Here is a 15,039-nt window from a genome sequence, read left to right on the forward strand (position 1 = left end):
AACAATCGAATGGGGGCAACAATCGAAGGGGCAACAATCGAAGGGGGCGGCAATGGAAGGCGGCTTCCTGTCGGACAGCCGTCGTCAGGCGAAGATGACCAGCAGCAGCAGGGCGAGCGCGGCGGTCCAGCCGGCATAGGCCGCCATCATCCAGCCCGGGCCGGGCCCCGGCGTGCCCTCCACCAGCCGCCGCAGGGTGTCGGGATGCAGCCGCAGGCCCTGCGCGCCGGCCTGTTCGGCCAGCCCCTCCAGGGCCTGCAGGGTCTGCGGCAGCCTGGGCAGGGCTTCCGCCAGTCGTGCCGCGGTCTCCCGCATCCGGGCCTCCGGCCCCAGATGGCTGCGCAGCCAGGCCTCGACCACCGGCTGCGCGGTGGCCCACATGTTCATCTCCGGGTCCAGCGACCGCGCGATGCCCTCGGCGCTGACCATGGTCTTCTGCAGCAGGAGCAGCTGCGGCTGCGTCTGCATGCCGAACAGCTCCGTGATCTGGAACATCTGCTCCAGCAGCCGGCCCATGGAAATGCCGGCTGCGGTGCGGTCGCGGATCGGCTCGCCGATCGAGCGCAGGGCCATCGCGAACTCGTCCAGGGACTGACCGGCGGGCACATATCCCGCTTCCAGATGGGCGCGGGCGGCGCGCCGGTAGTCGCGGCTGATGAAGCCGACCAGGATCTCCGCCAGGGTCCGGCGGGTCGGCCAGTCCAGGCGCCCGACAATGCCGAAATCCACCGCCGTCAGGGTGCCGTCGGGTGCCACGAACAGGTTGCCCTGGTGCAGGTCGCCGTGGAAGAAGCCGATCTCCAGCGCCTGGTGGAGGAAGCCCTGGATCACCTCCTGCGCCAGCCGCCGGCGGTCATGGCCCGCCGCGTCGATCGCCTCCAGGTCGTCGACCGGGATCCCTTCCACCCAGCCCAGGGTGAGGACGCGGTCGGAGCAATGGCTCCAGACCACCTCCGGCACGCGGAAGCTGACCGGGCTGCGGTCCAGCGCCCCGAACTCGGAGGCGGCGGCCGCCTCGAAGCGGAAGTCGGTCTCCATCCGCACGGTGCGGGCGAAGGTCTCCACCACCGCCACGGGACGCAGCCGGCGCAGCACCGGCCGGGTCCGCTCCGCCAGCACCGCCAGCCAGTGCAGCAGCGCGATGTCGCGCGCGAAGGCGCGCTCCAGGCCCGGCCGCAGGATCTTGACCGCCACCTGCCGCGGCGGTCCGCTGGCCGGATCGGCGATCTGCGCCCGATGCACCTGGGCGATCGAGGCCGCGGCGACCGGCGTCTCGCCGAATTCGAGGAACAGCGCCTCCAGGCTGCCGTCCAGCGCCGCCTCGACGGTGGCGCGGGCCTCCGCCGTGGCGAAGGGCGGCAGCTTGTCCCGCAGCCGGCCGAGGTCGCGCGCCAGTTCGTCGCCGATCAGGTCGGGGCGGACCGACAGGGCCTGGCCCAGCTTGATGAAGCAGGGGCCCAGGGCGGTGAAGGCCTCCGCCAGCCGTTCCCCCGGCTGGGTGCCGCGCCATTTCCGGCGTTCGCGCGGGCGCGCCAGAAGCCTGGCAGCGAGGCGCAGGCCATGCCGCAGCAGCCGCGGCAGGGGCGCCAGGTCGAAGACGAACATGGCGTCGTGCCGCGCCAGGGTGCGCATGATCACGAACAACCGGCCGAGATGCAGGGCGCTGGCGGCGGCGATCCCGCCGCCGGGCGGCAGGAAGCGGGCCGCGCGCACGGTGCCGGCGAAGGGGGATGGCCCGAACGGCTGCGGGTCGAATGGCTGGCCCGACACGGCGCGCCCCGCTCCTAGATCGCCCAGCCGGAATGCAGCGCGACGATGCCGCCGCTCATGTTGCGATAGCGCACCTGCCCGAAGCCTGCCTCCCGCATCATCGCGGCCAGGCGCTCCTGCGGCGGGAAGCGGGCGATGCTCTCCGCCAGGTAGCGGTAGGACTCGGCATCGCGGGTGACGACCGCGCCCATCGCGGGCAGCAGATGGGTCGAATAGCGCGCATAGAGCCGGTCGAGCACCGGCAGCACGACGCGGGAGAATTCCAGGCAGACGAAGCGCCCGCCCGGCTTCAGGACGCGCCGCGCTTCGCGCAGGGCGCCGGGAATGTCTGTGGCATTGCGGATGCCGAAGGCCAGGGTGACCGCATCCATTCCGGCGATGGGCAGGGGCAGGGCCTCCATCATGGCGCAGACCCATTGCAGCTGCCCGGCATAGCCGCGGTCGATCGCGCGGTCGCGGCCCACGGCCATCATCTGGGCATTGGCATCGGCCACCACGATCTGCGGCGCCGGCCCGGCACGTCCCGGGCGGGCGGCATCCGCAACGGCATCGAACCGGTCCAGGATGGTGAAGGCGATGTCGCCCGTGCCGCCGGCCAGGTCGGCGATCCGCCAGCCGGGCCGCGGCGCCAGCCAGTCGATCATCCGGGCCTTCCACAGGCGATGCACGCCGAACGACATCAGGTCGTTCATGAGGTCGTAGCGGGCGGCCACGGAATCGAACACCTCCCGGACGAGCTGCGGCTTCTCCGCCGCCGCCACGTCTCGAAAGCCGAAGGGCACCGTGGCGGGACGCGTGCCGGGGCCGGGGATATCCTTGGGATCGCTCATTGTGCCGCTTTCGGGGCGAAGGCCAGGGAGGCCAGCAGCGGGAAATGGTCGGAGCCGATGCTCGGCAGCACCTCCACTGCGGCCGTCCGGAAGCCGGGATTGGCCAGCACATGGTCGATCGGCAGGCCCAGGAACGGGAAGCGGCTGAACCAGGTGGGGTGAATGCCGCGGCCTTCCGACACGTCGGTCAGGCTGCCCGACCGCAACATCCGGCCGAAAGCGCTCGACCAGGGCGTCACGTTGAGGTCGCCGGCAACCAGCACCGGTCGCTGCCGGTCGCGCGCGGCGATACCGGCCGCGGCGGCGATCTGGCGGTTGCGCAGGCCCAGATTGCCTTCTCCCAGCGGCCGCGCGGCATGCAGCGCGACGACGCTGTAGCAGGGCGGCCCGTCGGTCTCCGTGGTGACCACGGCCTGGGTGGCGCAGAGCCGCGCATCGAGCACCGGCAGGTATCCGGTGGTCGGGTAGACGAACTGATAGGCCAGGATGCGGTGCCGGCTCAGCAGCAGGACATTGTAGGGACTGTTGCGCAGTTCCGCCGCCCGGAACGGATAGAGCGCGTCGAGTTCGCGGAGCGCCGCCTCGGCCGTGCCGGAGATCTCGGTCAGCACGATCAGGTCGGGCATCCGCGTGCGCGCGATCTCCACCAGCGCCGCGGCGGCGGTCGGCCGGCCCTCCAGGTTGACCACCAGGACCGAGACGTCGCCGCCGGCGGCGACCGGCTCCGCCGGCGGATAGTAGTAGGGAAGCAAGGGCCAGCCGTTGGCGAGGCAGGCCAGGACCGCCAGGATCAATGTCCAGCGGCTCCAGCACAGCAGGCCGATCGCCACAAGCAGCACGGCCGCCACCAGCAGCTGCGGGCGGAAATTGGCCATCAGCTCGGCCACGTCGATCGCCTGGCCCAGGAAGCTGAAAGCGGTGACCGCCAGCAGCACCACGGCGACGATCGTGAAGAAGAACCTGAGCCAGCGCATTGTCGTCCAGTCGCCTCGCAAATGCCGCGCAGGGCCGGTGGCCGACGCGGTCCCGCCGGCGCCTGTAGGATGCCCGCCCGGGTTCGTTCCGGAAGGTCCTCCAGGCAGCGAGGCCCGGGCCCTCCGGGCAGGCAATCCCGGCGCGTCCGGCCGGGGCATGATCCCCGGGCAGGGCGCGTTGACAGCCCCATGCGGCGCGCGCACCATGCCGTTGTTTTGCGCACCGCCGCAAGTGGGCCGCGTGGTCGCGGCCGCGGAAGCGGGCGCCGCTCCCGCCATCCCGCATGCCGCCGCCGCCTCGCCCGACCGGGTCGGCCCCTCGGGTCGCCTGATCGGTGCGGTTGCGCGGCCCTGCCAGAGCGACCGAATGCCCGAACTGCCCGAGGTTGAGACCGTGCGCCGCGGCCTGGAAAGGCGTGTCCTGGGCCGCCGCCTCGCGCGGGTCGAGACCCGTCGCGGCGACCTGCGCTGGCCGCTGCCCGCCGGCTTTGCCACCGCCCTGCAGGGCCGGCGGATCCTGACCCTGCGGCGCCGGGGCAAGTACATCCTCGTCGACCTGGATGCCGGGCCGCATGACGATGCCGGCCGGGTCATGCTGCTGCATCTGGGCATGTCCGGGCGCATCGTGATCGGCGGCGAGGAGACGGAGCTGCCGCAGCACGAGCATGTCGTGTTCACGATGGACGACGGGCTGCGCGTGCGTTTCCGCGATCATCGCCGCTTCGGCGCCATGGACCTGTTCGGGGTTGCGGAGGAGGCGCGGCACTGGCTGCTGGCCGGCCTCGGCCCGGAGCCGCTGGAGCCCGGTTTCACCGCGTCCGTCCTGCATGCCCGCCTGGCGGGCCGCCGCACGCCGCTGAAGGCCGCGCTGCTTGACCAGAAGGTCGTTGCCGGACTGGGCAATATCTATGTCTCCGAGGCGCTGTTCCGCGCCGGCCTGTCACCGCGACGCCTGGCGCGTTCGGTCGGGCCGCATCGGGCGGAACGGCTGGTGGCGGCGATCCGGGCGGTACTGGAGGAGGCGATCGCCGCCGGCGGCTCCAGCCTGCGCGACTATGTCGATGCCAGCGGCGAGCTGGGCTATTTCCAGACGCGCTTCCGGGTCTACGATCGGGCCGGCCGGCCCTGCTCCAGCTGCGCCGCGCCGGTGCGGCGGATCGTCCAGTCCGCCCGCTCGACCTTCTATTGTCCGGCCTGCCAGCGCTGAGCCGCCGGACCGCGGGAGCGGAGCCGGCGTTGGGGACCGGGCTTGACGCGGCGGCCGGATTGGCGTTTCTCGCGGCGCATTCCGCGGACATGCCAATCGGCAGGCGACAGCCCAATCGGCAGGCGAAAGCAAGGAGAGGAACCCATGGCGTACGAGAACATCCTGGTCGACCAGAAAGGCGCGGTCGGGATCATCACGCTGAACCGGCCGAATGCGCTGAACGCCCTGAACGGCGCCCTGATCGAGGAGCTGAACGACGCCCTTGACCGCTTCGAGGCGGATCCGGAGGTCGGTGCCATGGTGCTGACCGGCTCGCAGAAGGCCTTTGCCGCCGGTGCCGACATCAAGGAGATGCAGCCCAAGCACTACATGGACGTCTATTTCGAGGACTTCATCTCCCGCTGGGAGCGCATCTCGCGCTGCCGCAAGCCGGTGGTGGCGGCGGTTGCCGGCTATGCGCTGGGCGGCGGCTGCGAGCTGGCGATGATGTGCGACATCATCCTGGCCGCCGATACGGCGAAATTCGGCCAGCCGGAGATCAATCTCGGCACCTTTCCCGGATCCGGTGGCACGCAGCGCCTGACCCGCGCGGTCGGCAAGGCCAAGGCGATGGACATGATCCTGACCGCCCGCATGATGGATGCCGCCGAGGCGGAGCGGGTGGGCCTGGTCAGCCGGGTGTTCCCCGCCGACGAGCTGCTGGACGAGGCGGTGAAGACGGCGGAGAAGATCGCCGAGAAGTCTCTGCCGGCCGTCATGATGGCGAAGGAGTCGGTGAACCGCGCGTTCGAGACCACCCTCGCCGAAGGCGTCCGCTTCGAGCGGCGGCTGTTCCATTCAACCTTTGCCCTGGAAGACCAGAAGGAAGGGATGGCCGCCTTCGCGGAGAAGCGCGAGCCCCAATTCAAGGACCGCTGATCAAGGACCGCTGATCAAGGACCGCTGATCAAGGTCCGCTGGGCGGCGGCTGCAGGTCGCCGGCGGCGGTATGAAATGCCGCGGCTGCCGATTGCATGTTGACGGCCGGGCTCAACGCCGCTAAAAGCCGCGGCCTGTTTTTCTTTCAAGGCTAGAGTGTCCTCTCATGGCAAACCACAAGCAGGCGGAGAAGCGCAACCGCCAGCGCATTCGGCGCACCGCCGTCAATCGCGCACGCAAGTCGCGCATCCGTTCGGCCGTGAAGAGCGTGGAACTCGCCGTGGCGGCCGGTGACCAGAATGCGGCGCTGGCAGCGCTGCAGCAGGCCCAGCCGGAACTGGATCGGGGCGTCAACAAGGGCGTCCTGCATCGCAACACGGCCTCCCGCAAGCTGTCGCGGCTGACGGCACGCGTACGGTCGCTCGGCGGCTGAACGACCGGGCCCGAACTTTCGGCATCCGGTCGCACCGGCATGCCGACGGATTTCGAAGGGGAGCCATCGGCTCCCCTTTTTCGTGTTCGCAGCTGTCGACCCGTTCTTTCCCGCAATCCCGGACCGTTCCGGCAGTCCCGGGCCTGTTCCGCAGCGCCGGCTGCCCCTGCGCCGGCCCGGCCTGAAGGCGCGAAGGTAATATAATACCTTTTTTGCGGTCCCCTTCCCGAACATGGGCAGATCTAGTGGGTGTCGCTCGCGGTGTCGATTTGCAATCGATCGGTCACAAACGCAGGACTGTGGTCCGGTGAAAAAAATCGGCGGCCGATTTTGTTCGCCCGCCATGGGCAGGCCCGACGCAAGGGCGTCGGCAGGACGATCCGGAATCGCGGATTCAGCCGCTGGCCGGCCCGCACATTGTTCGGTCCAGGCCGCCGCGACAGCAACGAAGCGCAGATGACAAGCGGTTTTTCGGCCATCGCGCGGCCCCCGGCGCGGTTGCGGCTCGCGGGTGAGTCCGACTAATCTACCTACCTCGCACGGGCACGGGCCATGGGCCGCCCAGTCCTGAAAATGAGCCTCTTTCCGGTGGGGGAACAGCCTTCCCGCGCACGGGAAAGTCGTGTCGCTCATGACCGGGAATGCGCGTGCATGCACCGGCTTGGGGTGGCCGGTGGTGGGATGCGTATTTGATCGAGGGCTGCAGGTTCCGGAGCGTCGACAGGGTCGACGCCGGCCGCCGTGGTTTTGTGTGACAGACAGGAATTGAGGGCAAGTTCATGACGACATCCGCGACAGGAAGCGGGGCCGCCGGTTCGGCGGGCGCCGCCGGGAGCTACGCAGGCGATGTGACGCCCCGCGAGGCCTGGGAGGTCCTGTCGTCGAACCCCGATGCCGTTCTCGTCGACGTGCGCAGCGCCGCCGAATGGACCTTCGTCGGACTGCCCGACCTGCGGGGACTCCAGAAGCAGCCGCTGCTTGTCGCCTGGCAGGACTTTCCCGGCATGACGCCCAATGCGGGGTTCCTGCAGAGCCTGCAGGACGAGATTCCCGGCCGGGACGCCCCCGTCTTTTTCCTCTGCCGTTCGGGGGGCCGTTCGCGGTCGGCGGCGATCGCCGCCACCGCGGCGGGCTTTGCGGCCTGCTTCAACGTCGCCGGCGGCTTCGAAGGCAATCTCGACGAAGCCGCGCACCGTGGACAGCGCGATGGCTGGAAGGCGCAGGGCCTGCCGTGGGTCCAAAGCTGATCATGGATATGCGACGCGACCACCGCTCCGATCCGGCACCCCTGGACGACGAGGTGTCGGATGCCGACGCACCTCCCCAGCGGGAGCCTGTTGCCGACAGGATGAATGGCGATCGCCGGGTCGCCGTGGAAGGCGGCGCCGGCGATGGCGGCCGGGGCGACAGCGGCCAGCCTGCGGAGCGGGCGCCGTCCGATGCCGTCCATGCGGCCTGGCAGCGGGTGCGCAGCCGGCTTCGCCGGGAATATGGCGAGGAGGCCTTTGCCTCCTGGCTGAGCCCGATGGTCCTTCTTTCCGCCGAGGCGGGGGAGATCGAGATCGGCCTGCCCAGCCGTTTCATGCGGGATTGGGTGATCAGTCACTACAGCGAGCGCGTGAAGGCGCTCTGGCAGGTCGAATGGCCTGCCACCCGGACCCTGTCTTTGCGGGTGCAGCCCCTGGCGACCGCGATGGGGCGCGAGAGCGCCGGCGGACCGGCACGGCCGCAGGCCGGATCCGTCCGGCCGTTGCGTGCTCCGGCCACCTCTGGTCGTACGGCGACGGGCCGGGCTGCAGCCGTTCGGTCCGCAGCTGCAGACAATGCTGCTGCGACTGTGGCCGCGGGCGCGACAGGACGGACGCTGGGCCAGGTGGCACCGATGGTGATGGCCATGGCGCGCAAGCCCGTGCCGACGGCCTCGGCCGGGTTCGGGGCAGGGCGGGGCGGCAACGACGTTCCCCGTTCCGCGACCCCGGCCGGCCAGGAGGTCGCGGGCCAGGAGGTCGCAGGTCGGGACTCGACCGGCCACGATGCGGCCGGCGATGGCATGGCCCCCGGCTGGTCGTCCGGCTGGTCGCCGAGCCGCGGCAGCGACCGTCCCGAGGGGCGGGATCCTTCCGCCGCGAGCCGCGGCCCGTCGGCGGCCGGCACATGGCCCGGCATGGTGGGCGGGGGTGCGCTGGACCAGCGCAATACCTTCGACAGTTTCATCGTCGGGCGGTCGAACGAGCTGGCTCATGCGGCTGCCCGCCGGGTGGCGGAGGCGGCCTGGGGCAAGGTGCCGTTCAACCCGCTGTTCCTGTACGGCGGCGTGGGCCTGGGCAAAACCCACCTGATGCACGCCATCGCCTGGCATATCCGCCTGCGCGATCCCAGCCGGAAGGTGATCTACCTGTCCGCCGAAAGCTTCATGTACCAGTTCATCACGGCGGTTCGGTACAAGGACACGATGGCGTTCAAGCAGCAGTTCCGTTCCGTGGACGTGCTGATGATCGACGATATCCAGTTCATCGCCGGAAAGGACTCCACCCAGGAGGAGTTCTTTCACACCTTCAACGCGCTGTGTGACCAGAACCGGCAGATCGTGATCTCCGGCGACCGCTCGCCGGCCGACCTGGAGGGGATGGAGGAGCGGATGCGCTCCCGGCTCGGCTGGGGCCTGGTGGCGGATATCCATCCGACCGACTACGAGCTGCGGCTGTCGATCCTGCAGTCCAAGGTGGAGCAGCTGGAGATCGACGTGCCGCGGCACGTCCTGGAATTCCTGGCGCACCGGATCACGGCCAATGTGCGGGAGCTGGAGGGGGCGCTGAACCGGGTCGCCGCCTTCGCCAGCCTGGTCGGCCGGCCGGTGGAGATGGACATGGCGCAGGAGGTGCTGCGCGACCTGCTGCGGGCGAGCGACCGGCGGATCACCATCGAGGAGATCCAGAAGCGGGTGGCGGAGCACTACAACATCAAGCAGTCGGAGATGCATTCCGCGCGCCGCGCCATCGCCGTGGCCCGCCCCCGGCAGATCGCCATGTACCTGGCGAAGCATCTCACCACCCGGAGCCTGCCGGAGATCGGCCGGAAGTTCGGCAACCGCGACCATACGACGGTGATGCATGCGGTGAAGCGGATCGAGGAGCTGCAGGGCCGCGACCCCGATCTGGCGGAGGATATCGTCCTCCTGAAGCGCACCCTGGAGAGCTGACCGCCCTCTGTCCGGCCGGTCCGGCGCGCCCGGCGCCGGCCGGCCCCCGCGGGCGGCGCTGACCCTTGGAATCGTTTAGAATTCTCGCCTCTGCGGAACGGATCTGCTACATTCCATTTCCCCCGCAAGCCGGGGGGTGATCCTTCCCGGCGTCGGGCAGCGGCAGGTGCCAGGCCGGCGCGATTCGGCGGGTGGCACCCCGATGCCCGGCCTGAGGATCCGGCGGGACAAGGCCGGTGCGGATCTCAGGCTTCGCATGGCGTTCCAGGCAATCCGCTCTTCCGATCGCCGGGGCCGACAGGTCGGCAGCCAGGACGGGGAAGGAGTCTTCCCGGGGCCGTTTTCCCGGGATGCGGGGGCGGGGTTTGGCCGTCCGGACCGCCGGCAGCGACGGGCAGTCGTCCCGCGGCCCGGCTGCACGGACGAGAACGAGGTTGGGCGTAACAGATGGAAGTCGTGATCGAGCGCGCCGCGCTGCTGAATTCCCTGAACCATGTCCAGAGTGTCGTGGAACGGCGGAACACCATCCCGATCCTCGCCAATGTCCAGATCGAGGCGGTCGAAGGGGCCGTCGCGCTGACCGCGACGGATCTCGACATCGCCGTGGTGGAGCGCCAGAACGCCACCATCGTGCAGGACGGCGCCACGACGGTCTCCGCCCATACCCTCTACGACATCGTCCGCAAGCTGCCGGACGGATCCGAGATCCGGCTGGCGATGAAGGGCGGCGAGGGGCGGCTGGCGCTTTCGGCGGGGTCCTCCGCCTTCAAGCTGCCCTGCCTGCCGAAGGAAGACTTTCCGGTGATGGCGGAAGGCGATCTGGCCACCCGCTTCTCGGTGACCGCCGCCGACCTGAAGCGCCTGATTGAGAAGGCGCGCTTCGCCATCTCGATGGAGGAGACCCGCTATTATCTGAACGGCATCTACCTGCACGCGGCGGAGAACGAGGGCGTCGCCGTCCTGCGCGCGGTGGCGACCGACGGCCACCGGCTGGCCAGGGTCGAGATGCCGCTGCCGGACGGGGCCGGCGGCATGCCCGGGGTGATCATCCCGCGCAAGACGGTGGGCGAGCTGGTGCGGCTCCTGCCCGACGGCAGCGAGACGGTGGAGATCGCACTGTCGGACACCAAGATCCGCTTCGAGTTCGGCGATGTCGTCCTGCTGTCGAAGCTGATCGACGGCACCTTCCCCGATTACGAGCGGGTCATTCCCAGCGGCAACGACAAGGTGATGGAGGTCGATGCGGCGCTGTTCTCCAAGGCGGTCGACCGGGTCTCCACCATCTCCAGCGAGAAGTCGCGGGCGGTGAAGCTGGCGCTGGAGCCGAACAAGCTGGTGCTCAGCGCCACCTCGGCCGAACAGGGCAGCGCGACCGAGGACCTGCCGACGGTCTATGACGCGGATCCCATCGAAATCGGCTTCAACGCGCGCTATCTGATAGACATCACGGACCAGATCGACGGGGAGAGCGCCCGCTTCCAGATCGCCGACGGTGCGGCGCCCGCCCTGGTGCGCGACGGCGGCGACGAGTCCGCATTGTACGTGCTGATGCCGATGCGGGTCTGATCGCCTGCGGGCGCGGCATGGGCGTGGCGCTGCCGGCGATCGCGAACGGCCCCCCGGTGTCACCGGAGCTGGGGCCTCCGGAGCAGGTGTCTTCGGAGCAAGGCACGCCGGCTGCACAGTCCGGCGGGGCCGGCCGTCCGGCGCCGGGGTCTGCGGGGGCGCATCCCCTGGGGATCGTCGATCTGCGGCTCACGGCCTTCCGCAACTACGCCGCCGCGCATCTGCGGGTGAAGGCCGGCCGGGTCGTGCTGGTGGGACCGAACGGGGCCGGCAAGACGAACCTGCTGGAGGCGGTTTCGCTGCTCTCCCCCGGGCGCGGGCTGCGCGGCGCGGCGCTGGGCGAGATCCTGCCCGGGGCGCATCTGCCGGAATCCGCCGGCGACAGGGATGGGGCGCCGTCGGGCTGGGCGGTGAGCGCGCGGGTCGCGATGCCGCCACCGCCGCCGCCCGGCGGTGCCGCTGTCGCGGCGCCGCCACTGGAGGCCCAGCTGGGGATCGGCCTGCGGCGCATGCCGGATGGCAGCGAACGGCGGGAGACGCGCATCGACGGGGTGGCCGGCCGGCCGATGGCGGAATTCGCCGACCGCCTGCCGATGCTCTGGCTGACCCCGGCGATGGACCGGCTGTTCGTCGAGGGGGCATCGGCGCGCCGGCGCTTCCTGGACCGGCTGGTCTATGGCTTCGACCCGGCCCATGCGCGGCGGGTCGTCGCCTTCGAGCAGTCGATGCGCGAACGCAACAGGCTGCTGAAGGCCGGCCGCGGGGATGCCCGCTGGTTCGCCGCGCTGGAGGCGCGGATGGCGGAACAGGCGGTGGCCGTCGCCGCCGCCCGGCGCGACGGCATCGACCGCCTGGGGCTCGCGCTCGCAGAGGCCGAGGGCCCTTTCCCGCGCGCCCTGGTGGCGCTGGACGGCGAGGTCGAGAGCTGGCTGGACGAAGCCCCGGCGGTGGCGGTGGAGGATCGCTACCGCGCGCATCTGGCGCGATCGCGGCCGGTGGATGGCGAGGCGGGGCTGACCCGGTCGGGTCCGCACCGCACCGACCTGCTGGTGCACCAGGCGGAGAGCGGCGCGCCGGCGGCCGGCTGTTCGACCGGCCAGCAGAAGGCGCTGCTGATCGCCATCGTGCTGGCCAATGCGCGCATGGTGCGGCAGGCCCGTGGCTGGGGCCCGGTCCTGCTGCTGGACGAGATTGCCGCGCACCTTGACCGGGTGCGCCGTGCAGCCCTGTTCGCCGTCCTGGCCGAACCGGGCATGCAGACCTGGATGACAGGCACCGACGCCGCCCTGTTCGAGGAGCTCGCGGGCGATGTGCAGGTGCTGCAGGTCCAGGATGGACAGATCGCGGCCGCCGGTACCGGCGGCGATGCGGTGAGTTAGGGAAGTGCTAGGCCATGAATGAATCCGCGCGTCCGACGGACCAGGGTGAGAACTACGATTCCAGTGCCATTTCGGTCCTGAAGGGTCTGGAGCCGGTCCGCAAGCGGCCGGGCATGTATATCGGCGACACCGACGACGGCTCCGGCCTGCATCACATGGTGTACGAGGTGGTGGACAATGCCATCGACGAGGCGCTGGCCGGCTATTGCGATTCGATCCAGGTGGTGCTGAACGCCGACGGCTCCTGCACCGTCCGCGACAATGGCCGCGGCATCCCGGTGGACATCCACCCGGAAGAAGGCGTCTCCGCCGCCGAGGTGATCATGACCCGGCTGCATGCCGGCGGTAAGTTCGACCAGAATTCCTACAAGGTGTCCGGCGGGCTGCACGGCGTCGGCGTGTCGGTGGTCAACGCGCTCTCGACCACCCTCGACCTGACGATCTGGCGCGCCGGCAAGACCTGGAGCATGCGGTTCCACGACGGCGAGCCCGAGGGGCCGCTGCAGGAACTGGGACCGGCAGAGGGCAAGCGCGGGACCGAGGTGCGCTTCCTGCCTTCGCCGAAGATCTTCACCATGACGGAGTTCGACTACGAGACCCTGGGCCATCGCCTGCGGGAACTCGCCTTCCTGAACGACGGCGTGTCGATCACCCTGCGGGACGAACGCGGCATCGAGCCGCAGGAGATGCAGCTGCGCTACGAAGGCGGCGTCTCCGCCTTCGTCCAGTATCTGGATCGCAACCGGTCGCCCCTTCATGCAGGGCCGATTGCCATTGGCGGCAGTCGCGACGGCATCGAGGTGGATGCCGCGCTGCAATGGAACGACGGCTTCCACGAGAACGTCCTCTGCTTCACCAACAATATCCCGCAGCGCGACGGCGGCACCCATTCCGCCGGCTTCCGCGCGGCGCTGACCCGCTGCATCAACAGCTATGCCCAGTCGTCGGGCATCCTGAAGAAGTACAAGGTGGCGCTGTCGGGCGAGGATGCGCGGGAGGGCCTGACCTGCGTCCTGTCGGTGAAGGTGCAGGATCCGAAATTCTCCAGCCAGACCAAGGACAAGCTGGTCTCCAGCGAGGTGCGGCCGGCGGTGGAATCGCTGATCGCGGAGCGGCTGGCGATCTGGTTCGAGGAGCATCCGAAGGAAGCGCAGGCGGTGATCGGCAAGGTGGCCGAGGCCGCCGCCGCGCGCGAGGCCGCCCGAAAGGCGCGCGAGCTGTCGCGGCGGAAGACCGCGCTGGACGTGGCCAACCTGCCCGGCAAGCTGGCCGAATGCCAGGAGCGCGACCCGTCGAAGGCCGAGCTGTTCCTGGTGGAGGGCGATTCCGCCGGCGGCTCGGCGAAAACCGGCCGCGACCGCGGCTTCCAGGCCGTGCTGCCGCTGCGCGGCAAGATCCTGAACGTGGAGCGGGCGCGGGTCGACCGGATGCTGTCCTCGCAGGAGATCGGCACCCTGATCACGGCGCTGGGCACCGGCTTCGGCGAGAACGAGCTGGATCTCGACAAGCTGCGCTACCACAAGATCATCATCATGACGGACGCCGATGTCGACGGCGCCCATATCCGTACCCTGCTGCTGACCTTCTTCTACCGGCACATGCGGCCGATCATCGAGGCGGGGCACCTCTATATCGCCCAGCCGCCCCTGTTCAAGGCCCGTCGCGGCCAGTCCGAGACCTACCTGAAGGGCGAGCGCGAGCTGGAGGATTTCCTGATCGGCGACGGGCTGAACGGCGCGATCCTGACCCTGGACGGCGGCGCCCAGCGGGCCGGCGCGGACCTGCGCGAGGTGGTGGAGCAGGCGCGCGGCGTGCAGCGGATCCTGGACAGCATCGCGATGCGCTACAACACCCGGATGGTGGAGCAGGCGGCGGTGATGGGACTGCTGGACCCGGAGGGCCCGCTCGCCACTGCGACCGGGGCGGAGGACGAGGCAGCGGGTGCGTCGATGCAGGCCCTGGCGGCCCGCATGGACGAACTGGCTGATCCGCTGGACCGCGGCTGGCAGGGGCGCCCGCGGGAGGATGGCGCGGTGCAGATCTCCCGCACCCTGCGCGGCTATACCGAGACCTACATCCTGGATCGCGCCTTCCTGAACAGCGCCGAGGCACGGCGGCTCAACAATCTGTCGCGCGAATTCGAGGGCCTGTTCGAAAAGCCTTCCGTGCTGGAGCGGAAAGAGGACCGGCGCAGGGTCGACGGACCGGTCGGCCTGCTGGACGCGGTGATCGCGGCCGGCCGCAAGGGGCTCAGCCTGCAGCGCTACAAGGGGCTGGGCGAGATGAATCCGGGCCAGCTGTGGGAGACCACCCTGGACCCGGAGGCGCGGCGTCTGCTGCAGGTCAAGGTCGAGCACGACGATACCGCCGACAACATCTTCGAAACCCTGATGGGCGATGTCGTGGAGCCGCGCCGCGACTTCATCCAGAAATACGCACTGACCGTCGAGAACCTGGACATCTGAGCGTCCGGAACCTGTCGTCCGCCGGGCCTTATCGGCTACCCTGGCGGGCGATGGGGACGTCGGGCGAAACGGGGCGATCGGGCAGGATCGGGCAGCGGGACCGCGGCCGGCACGCGTGCCGCCGGGTCGGCGCGGGCGCGGCCGTCATCCTGGGCCGGGCGGGGGCCTTCCTGCCGGTCCTGGCCTGCGTTGCGGCGCTCGGTGCCGGCCTGCCCGCGGCACTGGCCCAGCAGGCATCCGGGCCGCAATCATCCGGGCCGCAATCCTCCGGGACGGCCGCGACCGGGGCGATTCCGCC

General features: G+C 70.1%; 11 protein-coding genes. 8 read left to right on the top strand and 3 right to left on the bottom strand.

The window, feature by feature from the left end:
- Positions 1-84 precede the first annotated feature (84 nt).
- Genes ubiB through ACFOGJ_RS26680 form a run of 3 tightly spaced genes read right to left on the bottom strand, consistent with a single transcriptional unit; the run spans position 85 to position 3,574 of the window.
- Positions 85-1,770, bottom strand: coding sequence for a 2-polyprenylphenol 6-hydroxylase (gene ubiB / locus ACFOGJ_RS26670; RefSeq protein WP_379906318.1), 1,686 nt, complete (start codon positions 1,768-1,770; stop codon positions 85-87).
- Between the two features lie 14 nt (positions 1,771-1,784).
- Positions 1,785-2,600, bottom strand: a complete 816-nt coding sequence (locus tag ACFOGJ_RS26675) for a class I SAM-dependent methyltransferase (protein ID WP_379906319.1) — start codon at positions 2,598-2,600, stop codon at positions 1,785-1,787.
- Positions 2,597-3,574: an endonuclease/exonuclease/phosphatase family protein gene (locus ACFOGJ_RS26680; RefSeq protein ID WP_379906320.1), complete on the bottom strand. Its 978-nt coding sequence runs from the start codon at positions 3,572-3,574 to the stop codon at positions 2,597-2,599. The genes ACFOGJ_RS26675 and ACFOGJ_RS26680 overlap by 4 nt, the downstream gene beginning before the upstream one ends.
- A 367-nt stretch (positions 3,575-3,941) precedes the next feature.
- Here ACFOGJ_RS26680 and mutM point away from each other — a divergent pair, with 367 nt between their 5' ends.
- The 8 genes from mutM (at position 3,942) to gyrB (ending at position 14,741) form a co-directional block, all read left to right on the top strand.
- On the top strand, positions 3,942-4,781 hold the full coding sequence (gene mutM, locus ACFOGJ_RS26685) for a bifunctional DNA-formamidopyrimidine glycosylase/DNA-(apurinic or apyrimidinic site) lyase (protein WP_379906321.1): 840 nt from the start codon (positions 3,942-3,944) through the stop codon (positions 4,779-4,781).
- A gap of 144 nt (positions 4,782-4,925) precedes the next feature.
- The gene (locus ACFOGJ_RS26690; RefSeq protein ID WP_379906322.1) at positions 4,926-5,699 is read left to right on the top strand and encodes an enoyl-CoA hydratase; all 774 of its coding nucleotides are present in this window, start codon (positions 4,926-4,928) and stop codon (positions 5,697-5,699) included.
- A 166-nt stretch (positions 5,700-5,865) separates the two neighbouring features.
- Positions 5,866-6,132: a 30S ribosomal protein S20 gene (gene rpsT / locus ACFOGJ_RS26695; RefSeq protein WP_379906324.1), complete on the top strand. Its 267-nt coding sequence runs from the start codon at positions 5,866-5,868 to the stop codon at positions 6,130-6,132.
- A gap of 779 nt (positions 6,133-6,911) precedes the next feature.
- Positions 6,912-7,379, top strand: a complete 468-nt coding sequence (locus ACFOGJ_RS26700) for a rhodanese-like domain-containing protein (RefSeq protein WP_379906325.1) — start codon at positions 6,912-6,914, stop codon at positions 7,377-7,379.
- Positions 7,380-7,480: 101 nt separating this feature from the next.
- Positions 7,481-9,331: a chromosomal replication initiator protein DnaA gene (gene dnaA, locus ACFOGJ_RS26705; RefSeq protein WP_379906389.1), complete on the top strand. Its 1,851-nt coding sequence runs from the start codon at positions 7,481-7,483 to the stop codon at positions 9,329-9,331.
- A 447-nt stretch (positions 9,332-9,778) separates the two neighbouring features.
- Entirely contained in the window at positions 9,779-10,897 is a 1,119-nt protein-coding gene (dnaN, locus tag ACFOGJ_RS26710) for a DNA polymerase III subunit beta (RefSeq protein WP_379906326.1), read from the top strand.
- An 86-nt stretch (positions 10,898-10,983) separates the two neighbouring features.
- The gene (locus ACFOGJ_RS26715; RefSeq protein ID WP_379906328.1) at positions 10,984-12,276 is read left to right on the top strand and encodes a DNA replication/repair protein RecF; all 1,293 of its coding nucleotides are present in this window, start codon (positions 10,984-10,986) and stop codon (positions 12,274-12,276) included.
- Between the two features lie 14 nt (positions 12,277-12,290).
- Positions 12,291-14,741, top strand: a complete 2,451-nt coding sequence (gene gyrB, locus ACFOGJ_RS26720) for a DNA topoisomerase (ATP-hydrolyzing) subunit B (RefSeq protein WP_379906329.1) — start codon at positions 12,291-12,293, stop codon at positions 14,739-14,741.
- Positions 14,742-15,039: the final 298 nt, after the last annotated feature.

Source organism: Marinibaculum pumilum (assembly GCF_042646425.1).
GTDB classification, from domain to species: Bacteria; Pseudomonadota; Alphaproteobacteria; order Ferrovibrionales; family Ferrovibrionaceae; genus Marinibaculum; species Marinibaculum pumilum.